At 63.5% G+C, this 25254-nt stretch carries 21 protein-coding genes and 1 pseudogene; 6 read left to right on the top strand and 16 right to left on the bottom strand.

All coding sequences use genetic code 11. From position 1 onward, the window contains the following. Positions 1–59: 59 nt before the first annotated feature. Positions 60–1087, bottom strand: a pseudogene (locus QM741_RS06530) (IS30 family transposase). Positions 1088–1300: 213 nt separating this feature from the next. Between QM741_RS06530 and QM741_RS06535 the strand changes: the two are divergent. After that, on the top strand, positions 1301–1924 hold the full coding sequence (locus QM741_RS06535) for an IS30 family transposase (RefSeq protein WP_415209085.1): 624 nt from the start codon (positions 1301–1303) through the stop codon (positions 1922–1924). Between the two features lie 564 nt (positions 1925–2488). Next, positions 2489–5941: an Ig-like domain repeat protein gene (locus QM741_RS06540; RefSeq protein ID WP_415206916.1), complete on the top strand. Its 3453-nt coding sequence runs from the start codon at positions 2489–2491 to the stop codon at positions 5939–5941. A 10-nt stretch (positions 5942–5951) separates the two neighbouring features. On the opposite strand, the gene QM741_RS06545 is transcribed toward QM741_RS06540, so the two are convergent. Next, a complete protein-coding gene (locus QM741_RS06545; RefSeq protein ID WP_415206917.1) occupies positions 5952–6524 on the bottom strand; it encodes a serine O-acetyltransferase in 573 nt (190 codons plus the stop codon). Positions 6525–6681: 157 nt separating this feature from the next. Here QM741_RS06545 and QM741_RS06550 point away from each other — a divergent pair, with 157 nt between their 5' ends. After that, positions 6682–7416, top strand: a complete 735-nt coding sequence (locus QM741_RS06550; RefSeq protein WP_415206918.1) for a YdcF family protein — start codon at positions 6682–6684, stop codon at positions 7414–7416. Here QM741_RS06550 and QM741_RS06555 read toward each other — a convergent pair. The 12 genes from QM741_RS06555 to QM741_RS06610 form a co-directional block, all read right to left on the bottom strand. Beyond that, positions 7362–8588: a glycosyltransferase family 4 protein gene (locus tag QM741_RS06555; RefSeq protein WP_415206919.1), complete on the bottom strand. Its 1227-nt coding sequence runs from the start codon at positions 8586–8588 to the stop codon at positions 7362–7364. The two genes, QM741_RS06550 and QM741_RS06555, sit on opposite strands and share 55 nt — an antisense overlap. Positions 8589–8603: 15 nt before the next feature. Beyond that, on the bottom strand, positions 8604–9731 hold the full coding sequence (locus tag QM741_RS06560) for a glycosyltransferase family 2 protein (RefSeq protein ID WP_415206920.1): 1128 nt from the start codon (positions 9729–9731) through the stop codon (positions 8604–8606). After that, positions 9728–10504 (bottom strand): polysaccharide deacetylase family protein, encoded by a 777-nt coding sequence (locus QM741_RS06565; protein ID WP_415206921.1) that lies wholly within the window; start codon positions 10502–10504, stop codon positions 9728–9730. The genes QM741_RS06560 and QM741_RS06565 overlap by 4 nt, the downstream gene beginning before the upstream one ends. After that, complete coding sequence (locus QM741_RS06570; protein WP_415206922.1) at positions 10497–11864, bottom strand: O-antigen ligase family protein; 1368 nt, start codon at positions 11862–11864, stop codon at positions 10497–10499. The genes QM741_RS06565 and QM741_RS06570 overlap by 8 nt, the downstream gene beginning before the upstream one ends. Further along, positions 11845–12975, bottom strand: coding sequence for a glycosyltransferase (locus QM741_RS06575; RefSeq protein ID WP_415206923.1), 1131 nt, complete (start codon positions 12973–12975; stop codon positions 11845–11847). The genes QM741_RS06570 and QM741_RS06575 overlap by 20 nt, the downstream gene beginning before the upstream one ends. Next, positions 12965–14119, bottom strand: coding sequence for a glycosyltransferase (locus tag QM741_RS06580; protein ID WP_415206924.1), 1155 nt, complete (start codon positions 14117–14119; stop codon positions 12965–12967). Before QM741_RS06580 ends, QM741_RS06575 begins: the two co-directional genes overlap by 11 nt. Further along, positions 14119–15549, bottom strand: coding sequence for a hypothetical protein (locus QM741_RS06585; protein ID WP_415206925.1), 1431 nt, complete (start codon positions 15547–15549; stop codon positions 14119–14121). Before QM741_RS06585 ends, QM741_RS06580 begins: the two co-directional genes overlap by 1 nt. Then, a complete protein-coding gene (locus QM741_RS06590; protein ID WP_415206926.1) occupies positions 15458–16240 on the bottom strand; it encodes a polysaccharide biosynthesis protein in 783 nt (260 codons plus the stop codon). Before QM741_RS06590 ends, QM741_RS06585 begins: the two co-directional genes overlap by 92 nt. Further along, on the bottom strand, positions 16237–17790 hold the full coding sequence (locus QM741_RS06595; RefSeq protein ID WP_415206927.1) for an XrtA system polysaccharide chain length determinant: 1554 nt from the start codon (positions 17788–17790) through the stop codon (positions 16237–16239). Before QM741_RS06595 ends, QM741_RS06590 begins: the two co-directional genes overlap by 4 nt. Before the next feature lie 40 nt (positions 17791–17830). Further along, positions 17831–18448 carry an XrtA/PEP-CTERM system exopolysaccharide export protein gene (locus QM741_RS06600; protein WP_415206928.1) on the bottom strand — a complete coding sequence of 206 codons (618 nt, stop codon included), beginning with the start codon at positions 18446–18448 and terminating at the stop codon, positions 17831–17833. Positions 18449–18529: 81 nt separating this feature from the next. Beyond that, a complete protein-coding gene (locus QM741_RS06605) occupies positions 18530–19537 on the bottom strand; it encodes an NAD-dependent epimerase (RefSeq protein WP_415206929.1) in 1008 nt (335 codons plus the stop codon). Positions 19538–19575: 38 nt separating this feature from the next. Further along, entirely contained in the window at positions 19576–20868 is a 1293-nt protein-coding gene (locus QM741_RS06610; RefSeq protein ID WP_415206930.1) for a nucleotide sugar dehydrogenase, read from the bottom strand. Between the two features lie 392 nt (positions 20869–21260). Here QM741_RS06610 and QM741_RS06615 point away from each other — a divergent pair, with 392 nt between their 5' ends. The 3 genes from QM741_RS06615 (at position 21261) to QM741_RS06625 (ending at position 24189) form a co-directional block, all read left to right on the top strand. Then, positions 21261–22730 (top strand): TIGR03013 family XrtA/PEP-CTERM system glycosyltransferase, encoded by a 1470-nt coding sequence (locus tag QM741_RS06615; RefSeq protein ID WP_415206931.1) that lies wholly within the window; start codon positions 21261–21263, stop codon positions 22728–22730. Between the two features lie 73 nt (positions 22731–22803). Further along, entirely contained in the window at positions 22804–23388 is a 585-nt protein-coding gene (locus QM741_RS06620; protein WP_415206932.1) for a TIGR00730 family Rossman fold protein, read from the top strand. A gap of 66 nt (positions 23389–23454) precedes the next feature. After that, entirely contained in the window at positions 23455–24189 is a 735-nt protein-coding gene (locus QM741_RS06625) for a MerR family transcriptional regulator (protein WP_415206933.1), read from the top strand. An 18-nt stretch (positions 24190–24207) separates the two neighbouring features. Here QM741_RS06625 and QM741_RS06630 read toward each other — a convergent pair whose 3' ends face one another. Together QM741_RS06630 and QM741_RS06635 are read right to left on the bottom strand one after the other, a co-directional pair. Continuing rightward, positions 24208–24645: a TfoX/Sxy family protein gene (locus QM741_RS06630; protein WP_415206934.1), complete on the bottom strand. Its 438-nt coding sequence runs from the start codon at positions 24643–24645 to the stop codon at positions 24208–24210. 16 nt (positions 24646–24661) lie between these two features. Continuing rightward, on the bottom strand, positions 24662–25153 hold the full coding sequence (locus tag QM741_RS06635; RefSeq protein ID WP_415206935.1) for a GAF domain-containing protein: 492 nt from the start codon (positions 25151–25153) through the stop codon (positions 24662–24664). Positions 25154–25254 lie beyond the last annotated feature (101 nt).

The raw sequence follows: 25254 nt of genomic DNA on the forward strand, positions 1-25254 counted from the left end.
ATCGAATGCGCCAGGCTTGCGAGTAGTTGTTTGTGCCAACCGAAGAGAGGAGGTCGGTCTCAAGAATCAAGCGCAACACGTTGAGCGTGAGCAGCGATTTCCTTGTCCATCATCTCCGCCGGGGTCATCCAGCCGAGCGTTTGTCGTGGTCGTCCGTTCATGAGCTTGGCGACGTGGTCGAGTTCCTCCTGGCTAATGCCGGATAGATCCAGCCCCTTCGGCATGAACTGGCGCAGCAAGCCGTTGGTGTTCTCGTTGCTGCCGCGCTGCCAAGGCGCGTGCGGGTCGGCAAACCAGATGTCGATGTTCAACCGCTTGGCCAACTCGGCGTGACACGCCAGTTCGCTGCCGCGATCGTAGGTCAGGCTCTCCGCAGGAACGCGGGCAGCTTCTTCATCTGCCGCGTGAAGCCTTCCAGTGCGTCCTGGGCCGTTCAGCCCTCCATCCGGCACACAACGACGAAGCGCGTCTTGCGCTCGACCAGCGTCCCTACGCACGAGCGATTGAACGCGCCCTTGATAAGGTCGCCTTCCCAATGCCCCGGCCACTTGCGTTCGGCGATCGCCTCCGGCCGATGCACGATGCGCAGTGCCTCCGGCACGAATCCGCCCTTGGCCAGCGTCGTGCGGCGTCGGCCGCGGCTCGGCTTCTCCTGACGCAGTGCTTCCACCATCGCCTTCTTCAGCGATCCGCGCGGGTGCGCATAGATCGCCGCATAGACCGTCTCGTGGCTGACCTGTCGACCGGGATCGTCCGCATGCATGGCACGCAGTCTCGCCGCAATCTGTTGTGGCGACCAGCGGTCGTGGACCAGATGATCATGGACGCACTGCCGGAGCGCGCTGCCTTCGACCAGCTTGTTGCAGCGCACGCGGCGCATCCGATACGCCATGCCGGCGGTCTTCGCTTCGTAGCAAAGTCGTCGACCCGGCTCGATCTCCGCCTCGTTACGCGCAATCTCGCGCGAGACCGGCGATACGTTCCGACCCAGGTCGCGAGTGATCGAACGCAGCGTCGATCCCTTCCGTCGCTCGATTTGGATCACAGCGCGTTCTTCCGCGCTCAAGTGTTGATACTGTCTTGCCATGGCGACACCCTACCGGATCGGGGGGGTGCGCTTGGAAGTTGAGACTAAGCGGCATGCCGAGGGGGGCGCGCAGGTGCGCAAGCGCGCGCCCGCGCATAGGGGCGCCGACGTGGGCGAAGGTCGAGTTGGGCCTGCGTGAGGAACGCAGGCCAGAGGCGATCAGCGGCCGTCCGTTGAGCGAGCGGCCGGTGGAGGTGACGGCACGTCTAGAGGATTGGCCATTGGGAGGGCGATACGATGGTGGGTAAGGGCAAAGCGCGACTGTTGACGCTGGTGGAGCGACGCTCGCGCTATACGGTGATCGAGCCAACGGCGGAGGGCTGCGCCCGAACCGCGCTGGCGGCAACGCTGCGTGGCTTGTACCCGTGGCAGGAAGCGGTGCCGGGTGGTGTGGCAAGCATCACTTTCGACAACGGTTCGGAGTTTGCCGAGCACGAACTGATCGACCTTGTACTGGGTTGCACGAGCTACTTCGCGCGGCCGTATGCGAGCTGGGAACGGGGCACGAACGAGAACACCAACGGCTTGATCCGGCAGTACGCGCCCAAGCGGACGGACTTGGGTAGACTGAACGGCGCAGACGTGCGCCGGATCGCCGACAAGCTCAACGACCGGCCGCGCGAGGTACTGGGCTTCCGCACCCCGCGCGAGGTCTTCGAAGAATCTCTGTCGCCATGCGAGAGAAGAAGGGCAAGAACAAGGAGCTTCAGGCCGAAGCGGAATGATCCAGAACAGACTGCTTTGTATACTCAACCAGAGTGCACTTCAGAATTGAACTCGCGTCCGGGCGAATCGGACGACGTGGAGTACAAGCATTTGATTCTGCTGGATGAATAGCCCCGGAATTACGGGAAACCCGGCAAACGATAGCGGCACGGGAAATAAATTTTATCGATATTAACGATTCATTTACGCATATTTCGTGCCGCGCTGTAAAAATACGTAAAGCAGGGGGTCTCAGGATGAGAATTTTGCAGAAATCGTTGTTGTATAATTGTATCAATCTATACTCCCCGCCGCTCCGATGACGCACCACACCCCCGGATGGTTTGATCTGGACCTCCGCTCCCGCACGCCTGGATCACCGGGCGACCCGCGGGTGGCGTTCGACACGGCCGACGCGCTCGGCGAAGACGAAGGATCGCTGCGGGAAACGGGGGTTGAAGTATCCATAAATATCGTCCTCATTCCCGCGCCAGCGGGTGTTCGCTTTTGTCTTTGCTTCATGGAGTCGGGATCAGGATGGATGGCGCGCGGCAATCCTGCCGCGTGCGCTTCGGACCATTCGTTGCGCGAAGGTTCGCTTCGGTATTCCTGCCCTCAGAGCTCCGCCTTCGCGGGAATGATGTTATAAAAAAAGTGTTCGGAATCCCCCTCAAGATACCGATGTTGGAGAGACTTATGCTTGTTTCCCTTGGATGTTGCCTGCGTCGGCCCGTTGCGTCGGCCCGTGCAAGGAATCAGACGCCGCTCGGCGTTTTGCTGATTTCGATATTGCTTCTTGCCGCGATGCCTGCATTCGCGACGACGTATTACGTGCGCTCGGACGGCGGAACGACCAGTCAATGCAATGGCCAAACCGATGCCGCCTATTCGGCCAGCGTCAGCGGAAAGGCCTGCGCCTGGCATCACCCGTTCGATGCGCTTCCGCCGAATCTCGATCCTATCGGCACCGCGCCCGCGGCGGCCATCGCCGGCGGCGACACGTTGATCATCGAAGCGGGCTCGTACGAAATGGGCGATGGCGCTCCGAATGCATCGACCTATGGCGGTTGCAGCACGAGCTGGCCTTGGGACTGTTACATGCAGGCGCCGCCCAGTGGCCCTTCGTCGAGTCAGCCGACCCGGATTCTGGGCGCAGGCTGGGATCAGGGGTGCTCGGCGCCGCCCCAGCTGTGGGGAAGCGAGCGAACCCGGGAAGTGCTGAACCTGGAGAGCGTATCGAACGTCCAGGTCGCCTGTCTCGAAATCACCGACCACAGCGCATGCATTGCCGGTCACTCCACATCCAGCGTGGCTTGCGATGCCAGCGGTAGTGCGCCTTACGGCTCATGGGCTGCCAATGGAGTCATCGCGCACGACTCGAGCAACGTCACTCTCCAGGATGTGAATATCCACGGCCTGGCCACCAATGGCATTCTCGCCGGCCGATTAAGCAACTGGACGCTGACACGGGTAAAAATGGTGGCGAATGGCTGGGCCGGCTGGGAGGGAGACATTACCGGACTCGACTCCAACTCGTCTTCGTCCAATTCGGGCAACATGGTCTTTCAGAACGTCGAAATCGGTTGGAATGGTTGTGCCGAGAACTATCCCAGCTCGGCCATTTACGCATGCTGGGGCCAGGAGGAAAGCGGCTACGGCGACGGCATAGGCACGGCAACCACCGGTGGCAACTGGGTGTTCCAGGATTCGTACGTCCACGACAATACGCAGGACGGAATCGACATGCTCTACGCCGACGGCACCGGTTCGGTAACCGTCGAGCGCACGCGTTCGATCGGAAACGCGGGCAATCAGGTGAAAATCACGGGCCCTTCGACGATCGAAAATTCGATACTGATCGGCAATTGCACGTCCTTCCAGGGCGTCGGTTACATGCAGACCAGCGATTTGTGTCGTGCGGCAGGCAATACCTTGGCCGTGGCCCCTTTGGCGGGCCAAACTTCGACCATCCGCTACAACACCATCACCGGACAGGGTGATGGACTGATTCTGGGCGGCACCACATCGCCTTCATCTTCGACGATTGCCATCCAGAACAATCTACTGTATGGGCAAGCTTCATGGGTAAGGTCGAATGCGCAACAAACGTTTTTGTTTTATTCGGATGGAACGCCGACCGTCAGCTATGCCGGCAATCTGGTTTGGCAAATCCGGTACGGGACCTGTCCTTCCGGCAGCGTTTGCAAAGACCCATTGATAACCAACGGTTCGATTTCGGCATTCAATGCCGCACCGTTGGCCGGCAGTCCCTTGATCGATGCCGCCGATGCGAGTGCGAGCACGACTCCATATGATTTCTACGATTATTCGCGCCCCGTGGGTTCCGGCTACGACATCGGCGCCATTGAATACCAAGGTTCGAGCGGCAGCACGACCGTATCATCGTCGGTGACGCTTTCCGTCTCGCCCAATCCGGCGACGAGCGGACAAACGGTGACGATGACGGCGACCGTGAGCAGCAGCGGCAGTACGCCGACCGGCACGGTGACCTTCCTCGACGGCAGTACCACGTTGGGCACCGCGACCTTGAGCAGCGGTATCGCGAGCTTCACCACGTCCGCCCTGTCCGTCGGCACGCACAGCATCTCGGCCAGCTACGGTGGAAGCACTGGCATCGCAGCGAGCGCGAGTGCGGTCACGAGCCTCGTCGTCAGCTCGACCTCCACGGCGACCACGACCTCGACCACCACGCTTGCGGTGAGCCCCAATCCGGTGACGAGCGGGCAATCGGTGACGATGACGGCGACCGTGAGCAGCAGCAGCGGCAGCATTCCAAGCGGCACAGTGACGTTTCTTGACGGCAGCACCACCTTGGCGACCTCGGTCCTGAGAAGCGGCACCGCGACCTTGACCACGTCTGCTCTGTCCGTCGGCACGCACAGCATTTCGGCCAGCTACGGCGGAAGCACCAGTATCGCCGCGAGCACGAGTGCGGCCACGAGTCTTGTCGTCAGCGCAACTTCCACGACGACCGCGACCTCGACCACCACACTTGCGGTGACCCCGAATCCGGTGACGAGCGGACAATCCGTGACGATGACCGCGACCGTGAGCAGCAGCGGAACCACCCCGACCGGCACGGTCACCTTTGCGGCCGATGGCACCACGCTGACGACCGCGTCGCTGGTGTCGCAAACGGCGACGTACGCCACCTCGAGCCTGGGCGTCGGCACGCACGTATTGACGGCGACCTATTCCGGCGACGGCAACAATGCGGCATCGACGTCGTCGTCCGTATCGCTGGTGGTCAATGCGACCACGGCGACCAGTGCCTTCAATGCGAACCAGTTCGGCCTCACCGGCGCGTGGTATCAACCGTCGACCAGCGGTCAGGGCCTGTTTCTGCAGGTTTTTTCGGATAACAGCAGCAGTGGCGAGAGCTCCCTGTTCGGCGGTTGGTATACCTTCGATACGACGTCCGGCGGCGACGAGGCGCAAAGGTGGTACACGCTCCAGGGGCCCGTGTACAGCACGAGTTCGACGGCCTCGCTCGGAATCTATACCGCCTACGGCGGCAACTTCGCCACGGGTCCCGTCGTCACCGGACCGCAGGTCGGAAACGCGACGCTGCAATTCGGCGATTGCAACAGCGCCACACTGACCTACGCCTTCACCGACGGCAGCGGGCGCTCCGGCTCGATCCCGCTCGTCCGGCTGGGCGCCAACGTGAGTTGCACGACGGGCGCTCCGGTCGTGTCCACCACGATGTCGGAATTCCTGCTTTCGGGAACATGGTATAACAAGACGATCAGCGGCCAGGGTTTGGTCATCAGCATCAACCCGAACGACCGCATGTTGTTCGCGGGGTGGTATACGTTCGCGATCGACGGCGCCACGGTCGGCGGCGGGGCGTCGCAGCGGTGGTATACCCTGCAGTCGACGAGCAACTACGCGGCCGGATCGACGACGTTCAACAATCTCGGGATTTATACCGCGACCGGTGGCGTGTTCGACTCTGCGCAGCCGGCGGCCCAGAAATCCGGAGCGATTGGATCCGCCAGCATCGTCTTCCAGAGCTGTACAACCGCTACCCTGAATTACTCGGTGACGAGCGGAAGCAACGCCGGGCAGCAAGGGCATATCAGCTTGCAGAGACTGGGCCCGACGCCGGCGGGCTGCACGTTGTAGGCGTTTTGCGCTATTCGAACCGCGCGCCCTCCTGCGGGCGCGCGACTTCGACGATCGGCGTCATGATCGCCGGGCTGCCGACGACGCGCGTGCGGTCGGGGACGTCCTTCACCACGACCGTATTCGCGCCGACGATCACATCGTTGCCGACGCGGATCCTGCCGAGAACCTTCGCGCCGGCGCCGATGTAGACGTTGTCGCCGATCTGCGGGTTGCCGTTCGACTTTCCCGCCCCCTTCGAGCCGATCGTCACGCCTTGGCCGACGGCGCAATTGCGGCCGAGAGTGCCGTGCACGAAGATGCAACTGAAGTGACCGATGTAGAATCCCGGCCCGATCTCGAAATTCGTCGACACGCTGATGCCGAAGAGAATTTCGACGAGGGTGTTGAGGATGCGATAGACCAGCTTGAACGGATACGAAAGCAGGAGGGGCCGGATTGCCCGCGTCCAGCGTCCGTATCGATAGACGCAAATCGCCAGGAACCCGTATTCGGTGAGAACGCGCAGCCCCGCCAGCCAATTCGACCCGCCTTGCCGCGGTCCGTGGTAACGGAGGAAATCCTGACGCAGATTGTCGAACATCCTGAAGAGTCTCCCCTGCACCGTGTGATCCATGCCCGGTTATCATGATAGGCGCACACTCGTGTGCCGCTCAACATATCCCGACTGACCTGCCGGGCTCATTCGACAGGGCTCAAGGAACGCCACGCCAGTGCATGTGCTGACATCCCCGCTAGGTTTGAGCCTGCTCGTTGCGTTGCTTTTGCTTTGCTTGCACAAGTCGCTGCCGAAATCCGCGCGGCGAGGTCTGGTCGCGATCGAACTCGCCCTGGTCGTCTTGATGTGCCCTCTGGGCGCCAATGCGCTGACGGGTTGGATCGAATCGCGGATTCCGACTGCGCCTGTTTGCGACGAGCCGTTGCCCGAGGCCATCGTCGTGCTCGCGGGCGGTTTCGCCCGCGAGCCGATGCGGGCGGACGATTATTCGGCGCTCGATGTTTCGAGTCTGCGTCGTCTGTTCGGCGCCGTCGAACTGTGGCGGCAGCATCCGGACTTCACGCTGTATCTCGCCGGCGGCGGCCCTTATGCGATTCGCGAAAGCGAAGTGCTCGCGCATCTCGCCGCGCAACTCGGCGTTCCCGCGCAGCGCATGCGTCTGGAAACGACTTCGCGAACCACCTGGGAGAACGCGCAATTCCTGCGCGCGGCGGATCCGCCGCCGCCACGCGTCTGGCTGGTCAGCTCGGCGCTGCATCTGCCGCGGGCGAAAGTCGCCTTCGAAGCGTTCGGTTTCCGTCCCTGCCTGTACGCCAGCGACCGCGCTTATTTGCCGCCCGGCGGTTTGGGATATTTCCTGCCGCAAAGCTCCTCGCTGGACAAGGCGGAGGAAGCGATTCACGAATCGATCGGCGAACTCGTCTACCGCTGGCGCGCGCGCGCCTCGGCCGATGCCGGCGCCAGCAGTTCGCGATAGTCCCGCAGCAGTTCCGCACCGATCGCCTCCCAGTCGTAGCGCGCCACCGCCAGCGCGTGTGCCGCATCGCCGAGGTGGCGGGCCTTGTCCGGGGCGGCCAGCAGTTCCAGCACGGCATCGGCGAATGCGTCGGCCGACTCGGCGAACAGGGCGTTGCGCCCGTGTTCGAGGTCGATGCCCTCGGCGCCGACCCGCGTCGTCACGATCGGCATGCCGAGCGCCATCGCCTCGAGCACCTTCAGTCGCGTGCCGCTGCCCGCACGCAGCGGCACGATGTATACGCCGGCCTCGGTCACCGCAGCGCGGACGTCGTCGACGAATCCGGCGAGGCGCACCCGGTGCGCCACGCCGGCCGGTACTTCGAGCCCGCCCGACTTGCCGACGACGACCAGTTCCGTTTCGGGCCGTTGCGCAAGGATGCGCGGAAAGACGTCGTCCAGGAACCAGCGCATGCCATCGGCATTCGGAAACCAGCCCATCTGCCCGACGAAGACCAGGCGCGCAGGTCGCGCGCCCGGCCGCGGGTCGGGACGATTGAACTGCGTATCGATCCCGTTCGGCACCACGCGCGTCTGCGATATGCCTTCGGAGGAGAGGTGATTGGCATCGATTTGCGAGCAGGTCAGCACCAGCCGCGCGCGTCGGCAGGCCGCGATTTCGTAATCGCGCAATTTGCCAACCTGGCTGCGCAGAAACGTGCGATGCAGGGCGCGCGTCTCGACCTCGGCGCGCTGGCGCAGCAATTCATGCTCGACGTTGTGCGCGTTGAGCACGAGCGGCACGCGTGCGTCGATGTCTACCACGGCGCTCATCAGCGGCAGCATGTCGACGTGGATCAGGTCCGCCGTGCGCGCGAGCCGCGCGGCATGCGCGCGCAGCGCGGGCGAAGTATATTTTTTCACCACGAACGGCGTGCTTGCGGCGGTCGCGGCGACAAGACCGGCGGCGAGAGCGAAGCGCGAGCGCTCGGACGGAATCGGAAACGTCTGCATCGACGCCACGAGCGCGCGCAGCGGCGCAGCCTCGTCCGTCGCATCGTCGGCGCGCGCGAAACTGAGCAAGTGGATCTCGTGTTCGCGGGCCAGCGCACGCAGCAGATGCCAGGTGCGCAATTGATGGCCTTCGCGCGGCGGATAGCATACGCGGCTGGTGAGGACAAGGATTTTGGCCATCGCAATCTCGTGGAATCAGTGTTTTTTCCACAGCCTGCGCGGATCGAACGCGAGCCACGCGGGAAGCGAGAACAGGGCGGCGAGGTTGAGCGCCAGAAAGGTGCCGGCCGACGACAGCAGCGGCACTTTCGCCGCCGCCCGCGGCAGGAGCAGGGCAACGGTCGCGGCAAGATAAGCCAACGACTGCGCGACCAGCAACACGCGATACACGGCGCCCTGCGCGCAGGCGCTGGCCGCGAGCGCCGCGAGCAGGGCCCACGGCACGATCAGGCGCAGGAACTTGTGCGACAACCACGCCAGGAACACCGGATTGCGCCATGGATCGAGCAGGCGCGGCAGATGCGCCAGCAACTGCCAGTTGCCGGCCAGCGTGCGCAGCTTGCGGCGGAATTCCTCCCGACCTTGCGCGCTGGCGCTGTCGTAGGCGATCGCATCGCGCGCCATCCACACGCGGCGGCCGCCGATGACGACCTGCAGCGGCATCCACATGTCGTCGAGCAGCGTGCCCGGCGGCAGCGGCCGGAAACACTCCTTGCGCAGGGCATGGATCGCGCCGCTGACGCCGTGCAGCCAGGCGAGCTTCGCCTCGTCCTCGCGCAGCGCTTTTTCCATTCGCCAGTACAGGCCGATGTCGACCGTGCGTGCGCGGTCGGCGAGATCCGCGACGATTTCCAGCTCGCCGCTCACCGCACCGACCGAAGCATCGGCGAACGGCGCGACGAGGCGGCGCAGCGCATCGGGCGCGAAACGCTGACGCACGTCGGTGAAAACGACCAGCGGCGTGGCGACGTGCTCCATCGCGACGTTGATCGCCGCGGCCTTGCCCTGGTTCGTATCCAGCGCGACGACGCGCACATTGTCCGCGATCGCCGCGGCGCGCGGCGTGTCGTCGCTGCTGCCGTCGCTGACGACGAGAACGGCGACCTTGTCGCCCGGGTAATCCTGTTCGAGGATGTTGCGGATGCGCGCGGTGATGCGCGCGGCCTCGTTGTACGCCGCGATGACGACGGTCAGCGGCGGCGTATCGGCGGTGCACCGTGGCGCGCTGCCGAAGCGGCGCGCGAGCAGGCGCGCCAACAGCGGATAACCCAGGTATGCGTAGCCGACCACGCCGATGCCCAGCCAGAACACCCATGCGCTCATTGCCCGAGCACGCGCTTGCGCAGGCGCTCGTAACGCGCGTTGCCGAGCAGACGCTTGGGCAGCGCCAGCACGCGATAACGCCATTGCGCCACGTACGGGCCGATTCCGCGCCCCGCGACGCGGTCGGCGAAATCGTCCAGCGCCAGTGCGCGCGTCACGCTGAGGCGTTGCAGATATTCTCCTTCGCGCCGGCGGCGGTTGAGACCGGGTTCGGAATTGAGCACATGGCGGTAGCCCAGGCGCAGCGCGGCCGCGCACTCGCGCGCGCCGCCGCGACCGCCGGGCAGCGCGAGCGCGTCGACGCCGACGCCGGTCATCTGTTCCAGAGCCTGTTTGCTGCGCACCAGTTCCGACTCGAGTTCGGCGTCGTCGAGGTCCTGCAGATACCGGTGGGTAGCGCCGTGCGACTGCACCCCCATGCCTGCGTCGGCCAATGCGCGCACGTCGCGCGAGGTCAACATGCCCGGCTGGTCGACGAAACCGCTGGTGACGAAGAATTCGGCGAGCATGCCGCGCTCGCGCAACAGCGGCAGGGCGACCTCGAGGTTGCTGACATCGCCGTCGTCGAAGGTGATGACGACGCGTTTGCCGTCGTCGGCATCGGTCGCCAGTTCGCACAACCGCACGCTGCGATAACCGTTCTGCCGCAGCCGGTCCAGTTGCGCCGCAAAGCGGTCGGGCGTGACGCTGTAGGTGGGATCGAAACGGCCGCGGCAGCGCTCGTCGACATGCAGGCCGTGATACATGAGTATCGGAAGATTCGTCTCACTCATGCACGGGCCTCCTCGGCTGCGCATGGCGCGGCACTGCGGGTTTTTCCGCTGTCTTTGCGTCAACGACGGGGAGCGTTTTCTCGTCCAGCGACAGTTGGAACAACTTCAGGGTGATGCCCAGGTAGATCCAGAAATAGCCGATCACAGGGTAATAAGTGAACCGGTCACCCCAGCAATTCCCCACGATCAATGCCAACCATGCCGCCACCATGCCGAGCCCCAGGGCATAGGCAAGATCGTCCTGCGGCGATTCGGACATTACGCGCCAGCACGAGCGCAGGATGCTCAGCAGCATCCCGAGCGTTATGAAGCTGCCGATGATTCCCTTTTCGGTCAGTTCGCGCATGAAGAAGTTGTGCGTATCCATGCCGCGTGGGTTGATCTCGGGGTGGTGAAAGGTGTGATAGCCGCTGCCGGTCAATGGGTGGCGCAGGAAATTGTCCCAGGCGATTTGCCAGAACTCGAAGCGGCCCTCGGTACTATCGTCGCGCTTGCCCTCCTCGATCGTCGTGCTCTGGAACCGTTCGGTGACGGATTCCGGCAGCACTGCCGGCAGGATCAGCGCGACGAGGACGAGCGGGACGATCATCTTCCAGCGCCCGCGCCAGAGAAGAATGACCGCGAAGCTGCCGAGCATGATCGTGACATAGGCCGTCCTCGAATAGGTCCACAGCACGCTGAGCATCATGCTGACGATGCCCACGATCAACAGGACGCGCCATCGCCACGTCCATCGAGTGGCGAGCAGCAGCGCCAGCAGAAGCACGGCCATGGTCACGCAGAACGCCGAGAATTCGTTCGCGCCGAGCAGCGAGAACGTGCCCGAGATGCGCAGGTTGTCGCTGTAATGCCAACTGCTGACGCTGGAGTGCTGCGCCCAGACCACGCGCAGCATGTAGGGCATCGGCAGCAACGTGCAAAGGATGATGCGCCTGGCCGTCGTCAGGTCGGCGACGCTCATCTGGGCGACGAATATCAGCATCACCGCAAGCATCGCGTCCTTGAGCACGTTGAAATGCTGCTCGGTATCGGAATGCACGTTGCTGTAGCCTATGAACAGCGAGATGAACGCATACACGACATAAGCGAGCAACCATTTGTGCACGGGACTCCAATGGCTGATCGTGCCGCGGCACATCATGGCACCCAGCAGCGACAGGCCGAAGCCGATATTGAGGAAGTTCAGGCCGCCGCCGAGATTGGGCATGTAACCGGTTTGCAGGTTCTGAAGCGGCAGCAAGAAGGCGAAGGCGTACAGCGCCCAGTTGTGTCGCGGCTTCGGCTCTTGCTCGACCACGACCGTCGCGCGCGCGGACAGTGGCGCCCGGATGCGGCGACGCTCAGGCAGCGGCGCGACCATGGCGGCCTCCGATCGTCCGGTAAACGCCGGCGTAGGCAGCCGCCATGCTTTTGACCGAGTATTGGCTCAGCACGCGTTCGCGCAACAGTGCGCCGTCCCTGTTCCCGACGGCCGTGAGCATCGCCTGAGCCAGTGCGGCGGTGTCGCCGGGAGCGACCATTTCGACGGGCAGGTCGCGCAGCACGGCGGGCACCTGTCCGACTGCCGTCGCCACCACGGGCTTCGCGCAAGCCATCGCTTCGAGCAGCGCCAGCGGCAGGCCCTCGTACCATGAGGGCAGCACGAACACGTCGAGCAGGGAATAGAACCGCTCCAGATCGTCGCGCGCGCCGAGCAGGTGCACGTGCGCGGACAATCCGTGCTTCTCGATTTGTGCCAGCACCGGGGCGCGCAGTTCGCCGGCGCCGGCGATGAGCAGGTGGGAATTCGGCAAGGCTTCCACTACGCGGGTGAAGGCATCGACCAGACCGAGCGGATTCTTCTGCTCGGTCAACCGCATCGCCGCGCCGAACACGAACGCATCGGCAGGCAGAGGTATTTCGTCGCGAGGCCACGGCCTTGCGTCCGGTGAAAAACGGCGAGTATCGATCCCGTTCTCGATCAGCTGGATGCGCGTGTCGGCGATGCCTGCGCGACGCAGCAACGGTCGCATTGATTCGGAGACGATGCAGACTTCGTCGAAGCGGCGCATGAGCTGGATTTCGAGCCGCTGGTAGGTGCGCAGCTTCAGGCTCGTGGCGAAATGGCCGTGCGAAGTGGCGACGATCCTGTGCGCGGACGAGCTGCGCGCGAGAAACGTGTACAACGCACTCTTGTAGTCGTGCACGTGCACGATCGCATCCGGTGCCGCACGCAGCGTCCGGCGCAGTGCGCGGACGGTGGCGAGATCGAAACGACCGCGACAAGGCAGTGTTTCCGCCGGCACTCCCAGTGCTTGCGCGCGTGCCTGCAAGGATTGGCTCTGCAGGTAGGGGTTGTTCAGGCAGAGCAATCGACCGCCTATGCCGATGTCGCGCAGCGCCGGAATTAGTCCGAGCAGAACGTATTCGGCCCCGTAAAGCCCCGAGCTGGAGCGCACGTGCAGCACTTCGGGAGGAGCTTCAGCGCGCATACACGAGCTCGCGATAAAAGCAGTCGTAAGCGGATGCCATGGCTTCGAGCGAATGGGATTCTTCGATCTGCGCACGCGCCGCCGAGCCCATCGCTTCGCGCAGGTCCGCGTGGTCGAGCAATTCGGCCAACGCTGTGGCGAGTGCGTCAGGGGCGAGCGCGGGCACGAGCAGGCCGTTGTGCCGATCGTGCACGAGATCCGGATTGCCGCCGACCGCGGTGGCTACGACCGGGACGCCGCACGCCTGCGCTTCGAGTATCGCGTTGGACATGCCCTCGGTACTCGACGCCAGCACGAAGGCGTCGAGCGCGGGCAGGAGGTTTTCGACGTCGGCGCGCGCGCCGAGAAGATGCACGTCGGCGGTGAGGTCGAGCGCGGCGATCCGTTCCTCGATCTGCGCACGCAGCGGACCCTCGCCGATCAGAAGCAGTCGCGCCCGGGGATGGCGCAAGCGTACCTGGGCGAATGCGTCCAGCAGATCGACATGCCGCTTGACCGGAGTAAAGCTCGCGACGCAGCCGATGAGCTTCGACTCGCGGTCGAGACCCAGTTCGGTTCGAATGCGCAGCCTTTGTCCGGGATTCGGGCGGAAGCGCTGCGTGTCGACTCCGTTGGCGAAGACGCGGCATTGCTTGCGTTCGACGTTCTCGTTCGCGATCAGCGCCTCGACGATGCGGGCGGTCGGCGCGATCACACGGTCGAAACGACGGTTGAGCAGGCGGAACAGGGAACGCACGCGCGCACTTTTCTGGAAGCCCATGTCGCGTCGATTGGAAATCTTGCGCATGCCGTGACGGCGCGGCAGCAGTGCGTTGATCAGGTCGGATTTCTCGTGCTGCGACTGGACGATGGCGTAGCCCTCGCGCCTCACCCGTGCACGCACGAAATTCAGCGTGGCGAGACCGCGCAGCCCGTAACTTGCCCCGATCGGCCGGTGCAACACATGTATCGCAGGCAGATTCAACTCGGCGACGCGTTCGGCCGCGGCGGGTTCCGCGGCGAGCTGCAGCACGTCGATGCGGTAACGCTCCTGCGGCAGCCGCAGCAGCAGGTTGCGCAGGAACCGCTCGCTGCCACCCGGTCCGAGTATCGCCGTGTCCGTCATGATCAGCAGCTTGATCGGTATGTCGTCCCGGCTCTGCATCAGCGGTTGAAAATGACCGTGAGCATCGCGACGTTTTCGCGGAAGCCCTGGAAGGCTACGCTGCTGGAACGCTGGTTGTGGATCAGATCAACGCGCCAGCTCCAGTGGTGCGTAAGCTGGTTGAGGAGATCGACGCCGTAGGTCAGGTCCTCGTCCAGGCGACCAACCTGCGCATATTTCCTCGTGTCCTCCGATGCGTTGAATCCGATCGACCACAGCGGGCGCAAACGATAGTTCGCGTTGAGGGTGGCGCCATGTCCGCTCTGGCCCGTCGCGCCATTCGCAATGAAGTCCTGCCCGGGTACGATCGAATAGTCCAATTTCTCGTAGAAGGGGGCTACGCGGAAATCGAAACGGGTCGACCGGAACGCGTAGGCGACGTCGATGCGTTTCTCCAGGTAGATTTGCGAGGTGATCGGCACGCTACCCGCCACGATCGGTCCGCCCGTCGTTCTTGCGAGCAGTGTCGCCGGATCGATCATGAGATCCTCGGCGGCATCGGAGAACTGGCGGGCGACATGCATCTCCAACTGGCTGCTTGCCGTCGCGTGCCAAGTGAGGCTGCCGCGCGCCAGCACACCGGAACGGCCCGCGGCCTGGGAGAAATCCAGTTTCGAATAGCCCAGCGCCGCATCGAGGTCGATCTGCGCCAGTTTGCTCTGGTAGCGCAGGTAGCTCGCGTACCGATCATAGTCCGGTCCGCCCGTCGCATCGGTGAGATGCACGTGTTCGGCTTCCACGTTGCCCGACAGTTGATCGGTCGGACTGAGGTCGCGGATCGCACGAAAAGCGCCCGAGGTCCGCTGCGAATTGAATTCCCGGGTGACCGAAGCGGTGGTACTGGTCAGACGAACATCCGCTTCGCCCTTGAGCGCGCTGCCGAGAAGGAACTGCAACGTCGGGCCGAGGCTGAAAACGTTGGTCTGCTGCTGATTGTCCGGAGCGTTGGTCGCGAATACGTTCACCGGTTGCACGCCGGCGTAGTCTTCGAAATCGAAACTCAACCGCTGCGGCAGGATGATCCAGTTGACGATGCCCGAAAGCTGTCCGCGAATTTCGTTGTCGAAGGCGCCGCCGAGATAATCGCGGTATTGCACCTGGCCGTTGACGTCGGCCTGCAATACGGAACCGCGCTCGGTCCAGTCGAAATTGATCTGCGGCAGCAACGCGGACTGCCCGATCGGGTTGACCGCGGACTGGTTCATGTCGTCGCTGTGCTCCAGCCCCACCTGCAGGGAATAGTTCAATCCGTCGATCGCATGCGCCGCGAACGCGGGCAACAGAATCCCGATGGCAACCATTCGCGTTGTCCATGTTCTCCGTCTCATCACCGCCCCTTCAACGCACGTTGTTGAACACCACGCCTGCGAGCTTGTTGGGATCGAATCCTGCCACCGCCTGATTGATGGTGGCGGCGGTATCGCGTCCATACGCGGCCACGACCACGATGAAGTCGGCCAGATCGGAAAGGATGCGCGCATCGGGCGACCCCTTGATCGCCGGCCCGTCCAGGAACAGATACCGATCCGGGTAGCGCTTGTGCAGGAAGCGAATCACCATTTGCATGTGGATCGATGAATAGTATTCGCCATTCATCTCGCGTGCCTGACCGGTCGGCAGCAAGCGCAGCCGAGGAATACCGGTTTCATAGAGGTACTTGCCCAGATCGGCGCCGGGATGCTCCAGACAATCGATCAGGCCGCCATGGTCGACCGTGATGCCGAAGGCGAGATGCTGCGCCGGTCGGCGGAAATTGCAGTCGATCAACAGCGCGGTCTTCGCTTCGTCGAAAGCGAAGGCCGCGGCCAGGTTGCGCGCGACGAAGCTGCCACCTTCGTGTGGACTCACCGGCACCACCATCGTGACGAAGTTATTGCTTCCCCCCAGGGTGAGCAGGCGCGTACGCACTTCGCGGAAGGCGTCCGCGATGCCGCCGGCGGCTTCGTCGGGTAGAATCAGACGCATTCTCCGCCGTTCGGGGGCGGACAACTCGTGGGATTGCGCCATGCGCGCAATGGCAGCGCCCGAGGCGCCACGCTGAATGAGGTTGCCTTCGCGGGGGACTTGCAGCGCCTGCCGCGGGGCGCGCTCGTCAGGCAGTTCCGAGTCTGCGGCGCTCATAACGCTCTCATGTGCAAGCTGATGAAAAGCATGTAGGCCACCAGCACACCGAGCACGATCAGCACGAGCACCAGCGTGGTGTAGCGGGACTTGCGCTGCTCCTGGAAATTGGCGTAGACGGGAATCGAAGCCAGCACCGGCAGTCCGGTCAGCCGCTCGATCTGCTCGGCCGTGTGCACGCGTGGATCGAGCTTGGCCTGGGCGAACAGCAGCAGCAGCGGCAACGCCGCGCCGGCGATCAAACCTATCCCGGCGAAATGAAGGAAGCGCAAGCCGACGGGCTGCAATGGCTTGACGGCGGGTTCCTGGATGGCGAAAGTCAATCCCTGATGGTCCGCGTCGAGATTCATCGATACGCGCGCATTCTCGCGGCGCTTGAGCAGGTCCTGGTAGGTGTCGCGATTGACCTCGTAGTCGCGGGTCAATTCGGCAAGGTCGTTCTCCGAATCGGCGATGCGGCGGCTGCGTTCGAGTTCGGCGTTGAGCAAAGTTTCGCTGGCGCTCATGCGCGAGGCCGCGCCTCCGGCGTCGCGGCGCACGTCCGCCAGCTTGCCGCGCAGTTCCACGTAGAGCGGATTGGTCACGGCGATTTCCGATCCCCCCGAGGAAATGCCGGCCGCCTTGCGCGCGGCGCTCTGGCCCTCTTCGCGCTGGAGCGCCGCGCGCACGTCGTCCATTTCGTGGCGCACGCGGATCACGTCGGGATATTGGTCGGTATAGGTCAACAGCAGCTTGTCGAGTTCATTCTGCAATTCGGCCAAACGCACGCGATACTGGCCCTCGCGCGTTTGCGTCGCCACGACCTCCGATTCGCCCGATACCTGCGAGGTGAGCGAAGCGGCCTTGGAATTCAACTCCATCAGTTCGATGCGCGCATTTTCGACCTGGGCGCGCAACGTGCTGATGCGCGTGTTCGAGTCGGTGGCGCTGCCGGGCCGCGCATCGGCGTTCCTGGCACGGAATGCCTTGAGCTTGTCCTCGGCATCGGTAAGTTTCTTGTGATAGGCCTCGACCTGATCGTTGATGAATTCGTAGGCTTCGCGGCTCTCGCGCTCCTTCGCGGCCAGGCTTTCCTGGATGAAGCGGTCGGCCATGAGCGTGACGATCTTGTAAGTACGATCGGGGTCGGAATCCGCATAGCTGATCTGGATCAGATTGTCCTTATACAGATTGATCGTCGTGCGGTTCTTGATCGCATCGATGATCCGTTCCTGCTCGATGGCACTGGGTTTCGGATCCGAGTCCAGCCAGCCGCCGGCAGCCAGCACCTCGTCCATGATCTTGTGGCTGAAGATCACTTCGCGCGCAATCGATGCGCGATCGGCGATCGAGGTCGCTTCGGCGCGTCCCTCCATCAGCGGTTTGATGATGTTGCGCTCTTGGACCAGGATGGTCGTCGACGAAACGTATTTCTTCGGCCAAAACGCGCCCACCGCCAAGGCCGCGAGCGCGATCGTCGCGAAAACCATGCCGAATTGAAGACGCCGCCGCCCTGCCTCCGTGAGCACGACGTGCAGCATTTCCTTGGTGGTGATCAATTCTCCGCTCATCGCAGTTGCCTTCTCGATCTCGTCGATGCGCCGGTTCGCATCAGAAAGCGCGCTCGGGCACCGTAATGATGTCGCCGGGCTGGACCGGATAATTGGTCGTCAAATCGCCCTTCTTCAAAATCTTGCTCAGGTTGACGTCCATGGCCTTGGTGAGCTGTCCGTCCTTGCGATACAACTCGGTGCGGTCCGGTGCCGCGAACTCGGTGGTGCCGTTTGCCGCCAGCACGGCGTCGAGCACCGTCATGCCCTGTCGATAGGGTATCGAGACCGGTTGCCGGACCGCTCCGGTCACGCGCACGCGCGAAAGATATTCGTGGCTGCGCAATTCGGTGAGAATGACCACCACTTGCGGCTCGCGGACGTACAGGGACAGTTTCTCCCTGATGGTCGTAGCCACTTCGTCCGGCGTACGCCCCCCGGCAATGACGTCGCCGGCGAGCGGCACCGAAATGCGGCCGTCGGGACGGACGGGCACGGCAGTGACGCTCAGATCCGGGTTGTGCCAGACCGAGACCTGAAGCACGTCGTCGACGCCGATATGGTAGACGTCGACCGGCAACACGGGTGCGGATTGGGTCGTCGCCGGTTCGGCGCCATACAAAGGCAGCCCCAGGACGAGCGCGCCGACGAAGGCAATGGCGAAGCTGATTGAACGCATATCCCGTACCTTTGCTCTGAATTGCAGATTGGACCGCACGTTCCGAACGACACGAGGTCGACTTCCCACAACATTCCTGTCCTATTGACCGAAATAAGACCGATACCAGGCCACGAAGCGTTCTATTCCCACCTCCACCGGAGTGGCTGGCGAATAGCCGACATCGCGCGCCAACTCTTCCACATCGGCGCAAGTATCGGGCACATCGCCGGGCTGCAAGGGCAAGAGGATCCTTTCTGCCGTGCGTCCGAGGCAGGCTTCGAGAATCTCGATGTACCGTTCCAGCTGAACCGGCCGATGGTTGCCGATATTGTATACGCGATATGGCGCGAAAGATGACGCCGGAGTCGGCTGCAGCGGGTCGAAAGCCGGATCGCTCGCGGGAACATGGTCGAGAGTGCGGACGACGCCCTCGACGATGTCGTCGATATACGTGAAATCACGGGTGTGGCGACCGTGATTGAACACCTCGACCGGTTCGCCCGCGAGGATCTTGCGCGTGAACAGGAACAGTGCCATATCCGGCCGGCCCCACGGGCCGTAAACGGTGAAAAACCGCAGTCCCGTCGTCGGCAACCGGAACAGATGGCTGTAGGTATGCGCCATCAGCTCGTTGGTCTTCTTGGTCGCTGCGTACAGGCTGACCGGATGATCGACCGCGTCGCGTACCGAAAACGGCAGCTTGCGATTGGCGCCATAGACCGAACTCGACGAGGCGTAGACCAGATGCTCCACGGCTCCGTGACGGCATGCTTCCAGGATGTTGAGGAATCCGACGACGTTGCTGTCGATATAGGCCCGCGGATTTTCCAGCGAATAGCGCACGCCCGCCTGTGCGGCGAGATTGACCACGCGCTGCGGACGGAATTCGTCGAACGCGCGGTCGATCGCGGCGCGGTCCTCGAGCTCGGCCTTGACGAACCGGAACCGCGGCTGTGCGGTCAATTGCGCAAGCCGCGCCTGTTTGAGCGCGGGGTCGTAGTAGGCATTGAGATTGTCGACGCCGAGAATTTCATCGCCGCGCGCCAGCAACACGCGGCTCAATGCCGCGCCGATGAATCCCGCCGCTCCCGTCACCAGTACACGCATCCACCCTCCTTACGATTCCGTCGACTCCGCAGTCCGGCTTACAGACGGTCGTCCACCTCGTCCTTCGGCAACGCGTGCTTGACATCGAACAGCACGCCGCCCGGTTTGGCGAGCGCGCGTATCCGCGCGGCGCCCATTTCGATGAACTGCCGGTGCGCGACCGCGAGAATGACCGCATCGTACTTGCCCTGCGCCAGACTCGTCGCGAGGCCAAGGCCGTATTCATGGCGTGCTTCGCCGGGGTCGACCCAAGGATCATACACGTCGACGTGCGTATCGTAGGCCCTGAATTCGTCGATCAGGTCGATCACGCGCGTGTTGCGCAGATCGGGGCAGTTTTCCTTGAACGCCAGGCCGAGGACGAGGACATTCGCATCCGCGACCTGGATGCGCCGCTGGGTCATCAGCTTGATCGCGCGCTGGGCGACGTGCGAGCCCATGCTGTCGTTGATGCGCCGTCCCGAAAGGATGACCTCGGGGTGGTAGCCGAGCTGCTGCGCCTTGTGCGTGAGGTAATAGGGATCGACGCCGATGCAATGGCCGCCGACGAGACCGGGGCGGAACGGCAGGAAGTTCCACTTCGTCCCCGCCGCTTGCAGCACTTCGAGCGTGTCGATGCCGAGGCGCTGGCTGATCAGCGCGAATTCGTTGATCAGGGCGATGTTCACGTCGCGTTGGGTGTTTTCGATCACCTTGGCCATCTCGGCGACGCGAATGCTCGAGGTGCGGTGAGTGCCGGCCTGCACGATCTCGCGGTACAGCGCATCGACGAATTCCGCGGCCGCCGGCGTCGATCCGGAGGTGATCTTGACGATGCTTTCGAGCCGGTGCGTCTTGTCGCCCGGATTGATGCGCTCGGGACTGTATCCGGTATAGAAATCCACATTGTGGCGCAGGCCCGAGGCGCGCTCGATGATCGGCACGCAGATTTCTTCGGTCGCCCCGGGGTAGACGGTCGATTCGAAGATCGCGACGCCGCCCGGGCGGATCGCCCGGCCCACGGTCAGGCTTGCGGATTCGAGCGGCCGCAGGTCCGGTCGCTTGAATTCGTCGATCGGGGTCGGCACGGTGATGATGAAGGCATCCCGACCGGCGAGGTCGGCCGGATCGTGGCTGAAATGCAGCTTTGCCGCAGCCTTCAGTTCGTCCGCCGATACCTCGAGCGTATGGTCGCGGCCTTCGCGCAACTCGGCGACGCGTGCGACGTTGATGTCGAAGCCGGCCACGTCGCGGCGTCGCCCGAATGCGACGGCCAGCGGCAGCCCCACGTAACCCAGACCGATGATTGCCACACGCACCGTATCGAGGGGCGCCAACGGCACGCTAGCCATATGCCAAACTCGTGAAAACAAGAAGAATTTTTCGTACTTTGCCGTTTCGTCTGTGAGACGGCTGCCCGAACATCGCTGCGACGAGACCGGTCTCGAACCCGTCTGCCCTCTGCGCAAGACACGATAGCCGGTGATTGGAGGTTTCCGACCCGTTCCGCATCGGAACTCCGTCTTTTGAACTATTTCACACTATCACGAAATATGCTAGAGTGCGGACACGGCTCAGGGGGAATCTGGTCCGTAAACGCGGTGCAACCGTCTCCGCGACATGTGCAGACCATCCACGAAACAGCCATTGCACGGCGCAATGGGCTGGGGCGGGCGGTTGTCGCGCACTTGCCCCAAATCTCCCCCCGTGTCGACGAGGTAGGCGCAGCGTCCCGGTCCGTGCTGTGTCAGTTTTTCCTTGTGGATTGCGTAATGATCGGTGCGCTTCTCAAAGGGATACTGAGGGAGTAGATCGTATGCTTCGTTTCCTTCGCCAACAAATATCGCGTTGGCTGCTCGTGCTTGCCGCGAGTGAATGTTGCCTGCTCATGCTGGGCATGCATGTGTCGATGTACCTGCGCTACTTCTACGAGCCTGAGGTGTACGCGCTTTTCTCCCATGGCATGCTGCTGCGCAGCGCGGTTTTCGCGCTCTGTCTCATGGTCGGCATGGCGGCGCTCGGACTGTATCAGCCGCACGTTCGCGAATCCGCATCGGGCGTGTTGCTGCGCCAGGCGGTGGGTTTCGCAATCGGCGGCATCCTGCTCGTGGTTGTCTATTATGCCGTTCCGCAGACTTACGTCGGCCGTAGCGTGGTCGGCCCGTCGCTGCTGTTCGGTCTGCCGCTCATATGCACGTTCCGCGTCTGGTTCCTGAGCATGATCGATGGCGACATGCTCCGGCGTCGCGTCGTGGTGTTGGGTGCGGGCCAATGCGCCACCCCGGTGCATCGCTGGCTCAGCGATCCATCCAGTCGCCGTACGCTCAACCTGATCGGTTACATCCCGATCGGCAATGATCCGGTTTGTGTGCCTCGGAATCAGGTGCTTTCGATCGACATACCCCTGTTTCAATGGGCCTTGCAAAACGATATCGCTGAAATCGTCGTCGGTCCGGACGACCGCCGCGGCGTGCTGTCCATGACGCAATTGCTCGAGTGCAAGCACAATGGCATCGAGGTGACCGAGGTCGGGCGTTTCCTCGAGCGCGAATCCGGCCTGATCAACCTCGCCGTGTCGCCTTCGTGGCTGGTGTTTTCCGAAGGTTTCCACGCCACCCTGCTGCGCAAGGCAACCAAGCGCGCCTTCGACATCGCCAGCGCGATGGTCGTGCTGGCGCTGACGTGGCCGTTCATGTTGTTGGTTGCGCTCGCGATCCGGCTGGAATCCGGCCCAGGCCAGCCGATTCTTTACCGGCAGCGCCGCGTCGGCGAACACGGGCGCACATTCAGTCTGATCAAGTTCCGCAGCATGCGCACCGACGCCGAGCGCGACGGTATAGCGCGCTGGGCCTCGACCAATGACGACCGGGTAACGCGCGTCGGACGCTTCATCCGCAAGGTGCGGCTCGACGAACTGCCGCAGCTCTGGAACGTGCTGTGCGGCGAGATGAGCTTCATCGGCCCGCGCCCGGAGCGCCCCGAGTTCGTCGATGGTCTCAACGGCAAGATCAGCTACTATTCCTTGCGCCATTCCGTGAAACCAGGCCTGACCGGGTGGGCGCAATTGCGTTATCCGTACGGATCGAGCGAAGAAGACGCGTCGATGAAGCTCACCTACGACCTGTTCTACGTGAAGAACCACAGTTTGCGCTTCGACATGATGATCTTCATCCAGACGATCGAAGTCGTGCTGTTCGGGCGCGGCGCGCGCTAGCGCTTCAGGCTGCCGTTTCCCGATCCAGGCCGCCGCGATGGGGCGGTAGAATTCCGTTTTTTGGAATTCGATCATGCGCATCTGTGTCTACGCCGCCTCGAGCCGCTACTGCGATCCGGTCTATCTCGATGGCGCGCGCGAACTCGGCGCCACGCTCGCACGCGAGAATTGCCAGATCGTCTATGGGGGCGGTGCGGTCGGCCTCATGGGCGCGCTCGCCGACGGCGCGCTCGCGACCGGCGGCGAAGTGATCGGCGTCATCCCGCGCTTCATGACCGAGGTGGAGTGGCAGCATCCGGGCATCGCCAACCTCGAAGTCGTCGAGGACATGCGCGAGCGCAAGCACAGGCTGCTCACGGGTTCGGATGCCGTGATCGCGCTACCCGGCGGCTCGGGCACGCTCGAAGAATTGTTCGAGGCGATCACGCTCAAGCGTCTGGGCATCTACTTCAACCCGATCGTGCTGCTCAACCTGCGTGACTTCTACGCGCCGCTGCAGGCGTTCATTCAGCAGGTCGTCGCCGAACGTTTCATGAACGACGAGCACCTGCAGATGTGGTCGCTCGTCAACTCCGTCGCCGAGGCGCTACCGCGTATCCGCGCCACGCCGCGCTGGCGCGAGGATGCGCGCGCGCATGCTGCCGTGAGCCCGAGATAAAGAAATCGCTTGACCCTCACGTTGCGTGAGGCCGGACGATTCCATTACCCGCTATCCGCACGCGCCATGAAAACCTACACCGTCGCCCAGATCGCCCGCCGCACCGGCGTCAGCGTTCGCACCCTGCATCACTACGAAGCGCAGGGTTTGCTGGCGCCCGCGCGACGCAGCGACAAGGGCTATCGGTTATACGGCGCGGCGGAACTGAAGCGCCTGCAGCACGTTCTCGCGCTGAAGACGCTCGGTTTTTCGCTGACCGAAACGCGCGAGTGCCTTGCCGCGGACGCACCGTCGTTCGCGGCGGCACTGCGCAGGCAAGTCGTCCGCCTGCGGGAGGCGGTCGCGCGCCAGAGCGACCTGCTCGTCCGTCTCGAATCGGTGGCGGACGCAGCGGGTCGCGGGCACGCGATAGACGCCGATACCCTACTGCAAAGCATCGAGGCATCGACCATCATGGAAAAATATCTGACCCAAGAACAACTCGCCCAAGTCAAACAGCGCGGCGAGGACATCGGATCCGTCCGCATCCGCGAAGTCGAGCAGGCCTGGCCGGAGGTGATCGCAGGCATGCAGGCGGCGCTGGCGTTGGGCAAGGACCCGGCCAGCGAGGAAGTGCAAGCGCTTGCGCGGCGCTGGCGTTCGCTTCTGCGCGAATTCACCGGCGGCGATGCGGGCATCCAGCGTTCGCTCAACACGATGTTCGAGCAAGAACCGCAGGCGATGCAGCAGCGTACCGGCATCGATCCGAAGATGATGGCTTATGTGCGCCAGGCCATTGCGTTGTTGCCGGCGGCGGACTGATGGCAACGGACGGCGCCGCTATTCGAAACGATTGGCGGCGCTGTCTTTGTCGGCATGTGCAGCGGCGCCGTCGGCGTCGTCGGGGAACCCGTGCGGCGATCCATTGCCTTCGTCGGATGAGTTGCCGCTCGCCTGCGCAACGGCCGCACTGCGATCGGCCTGCTTCTGCCAGCGCGTCTTGATCGGATTGGCCGCTTCGGCCGCTTCCGCGCCGGTCAGCAACGCGGCCTTGCGCTCCTCGGGCAGATCGGCCCAATGGCAGTCGGCCAGCGCGCCTTCGAGCGCGTAGAGCAGGTTCAGGCTCGGTCGGAAGCCGGCGCGCTTGACCTTCATGAACGCCTCGACCGCGCCGAGACGCACGAGGTCGTCTTGCGTGCGCACGCCGACCTGGCGCAGCCAGGCCGCCGATTTCGGGCCGACGTTGCGGATCTTTCCTGCCGTGTCTCTCGCTGCCATCAGTCGTCCCGATGCGTCAATCGCCGCGCAGCGATTGCAAGTATATTTTTACCAATTGTTCCATGCCGCTGCGGTCGTCTTCGTCGAAGCGCGCGGGTTCCGGGCTGTCGACGTCGAACACGCCGAGCAGTTCGCCGTCGGCGACCAGCGGCACGACGATTTCCGAACGCGATGCCGCGTCGCAGGCGATGTGGCCCGGGAACGCGTTCACGTCGCGCACGACCTGCGTCCGCCGGCTCGATGCCGCTGCGCCGCACACGCCCTTGTCGAGCGCGATGCGCACGCACGCCGGCTTGCCCTGGAACGGGCCGACCACGAGTTCGCTGCCGTCGAAGAAATAGAATCCCGCCCAGTTGAGCGAAGGCAATGCGTTGTAGACGAGCGCGGCGAAGTTCGCCGCATTCGCGATGCGGTCGCGCTCGCCGTGCAGCAGGCCGTGCGCCTGTTCGGCGAGCTCGGCGTACTGCCCGGGCTTGCTGTCGGATTGGAGTGCGGCGGCGGTGGACATGATTTCGTTGGCGAGTGGAATACACGCATTCTACTCCAGCGCCGTCTTTGCTTCGCGTGCCGATCCTTCTATGCTGCGCGACAGCCTGCAACGACCGCTCG

It is taken from the genome of Rudaea sp. (assembly GCF_047601565.1).
Lineage (GTDB): Bacteria > Pseudomonadota > Gammaproteobacteria > Xanthomonadales > Rhodanobacteraceae > Rudaea.

What these genes read in the sequence shown, in the direction of transcription:
- QM741_RS06540 (WP_415206916.1), top strand. Translation starts at nt 2,489, where the DNA reads ATGCTTGTTTCCCTTGGATGTTGCCTGCGTCGGCCCGTTGCGTCGGCC.
- QM741_RS06545 (WP_415206917.1), bottom strand. Translation starts at nt 6,524, where the DNA reads ATGTTCGACAATCTGCGTCAGGATTTCCTCCGTTACCACGGACCGCGG.
- QM741_RS06555 (WP_415206919.1), bottom strand. Translation starts at nt 8,588, where the DNA reads ATGGCCAAAATCCTTGTCCTCACCAGCCGCGTATGCTATCCGCCGCGC.
- QM741_RS06560 (WP_415206920.1), bottom strand. Translation starts at nt 9,731, where the DNA reads ATGAGCGCATGGGTGTTCTGGCTGGGCATCGGCGTGGTCGGCTACGCA.
- QM741_RS06565 (WP_415206921.1), bottom strand. Translation starts at nt 10,504, where the DNA reads ATGAGTGAGACGAATCTTCCGATACTCATGTATCACGGCCTGCATGTC.
- QM741_RS06570 (WP_415206922.1), bottom strand. Translation starts at nt 11,864, where the DNA reads ATGGTCGCGCCGCTGCCTGAGCGTCGCCGCATCCGGGCGCCACTGTCC.
- QM741_RS06575 (WP_415206923.1), bottom strand. Translation starts at nt 12,975, where the DNA reads ATGCGCGCTGAAGCTCCTCCCGAAGTGCTGCACGTGCGCTCCAGCTCG.
- QM741_RS06580 (WP_415206924.1), bottom strand. Translation starts at nt 14,119, where the DNA reads ATGCAGAGCCGGGACGACATACCGATCAAGCTGCTGATCATGACGGAC.
- QM741_RS06585 (WP_415206925.1), bottom strand. Translation starts at nt 15,549, where the DNA reads ATGGACGCGATACCGCCGCCACCATCAATCAGGCGGTGGCAGGATTCG.
- QM741_RS06590 (WP_415206926.1), bottom strand. Translation starts at nt 16,240, where the DNA reads ATGAGCGCCGCAGACTCGGAACTGCCTGACGAGCGCGCCCCGCGGCAG.
- QM741_RS06595 (WP_415206927.1), bottom strand. Translation starts at nt 17,790, where the DNA reads ATGAGCGGAGAATTGATCACCACCAAGGAAATGCTGCACGTCGTGCTC.
- QM741_RS06600 (WP_415206928.1), bottom strand. Translation starts at nt 18,448, where the DNA reads ATGCGTTCAATCAGCTTCGCCATTGCCTTCGTCGGCGCGCTCGTCCTG.
- QM741_RS06605 (WP_415206929.1), bottom strand. Translation starts at nt 19,537, where the DNA reads ATGCGTGTACTGGTGACGGGAGCGGCGGGATTCATCGGCGCGGCATTG.
- QM741_RS06610 (WP_415206930.1), bottom strand. Translation starts at nt 20,868, where the DNA reads ATGGCTAGCGTGCCGTTGGCGCCCCTCGATACGGTGCGTGTGGCAATC.
- QM741_RS06620 (WP_415206932.1), top strand. Translation starts at nt 22,804, where the DNA reads ATGCGCATCTGTGTCTACGCCGCCTCGAGCCGCTACTGCGATCCGGTC.
- QM741_RS06625 (WP_415206933.1), top strand. Translation starts at nt 23,455, where the DNA reads ATGAAAACCTACACCGTCGCCCAGATCGCCCGCCGCACCGGCGTCAGC.
- QM741_RS06630 (WP_415206934.1), bottom strand. Translation starts at nt 24,645, where the DNA reads ATGGCAGCGAGAGACACGGCAGGAAAGATCCGCAACGTCGGCCCGAAA.
- QM741_RS06635 (WP_415206935.1), bottom strand. Translation starts at nt 25,153, where the DNA reads ATGTCCACCGCCGCCGCACTCCAATCCGACAGCAAGCCCGGGCAGTAC.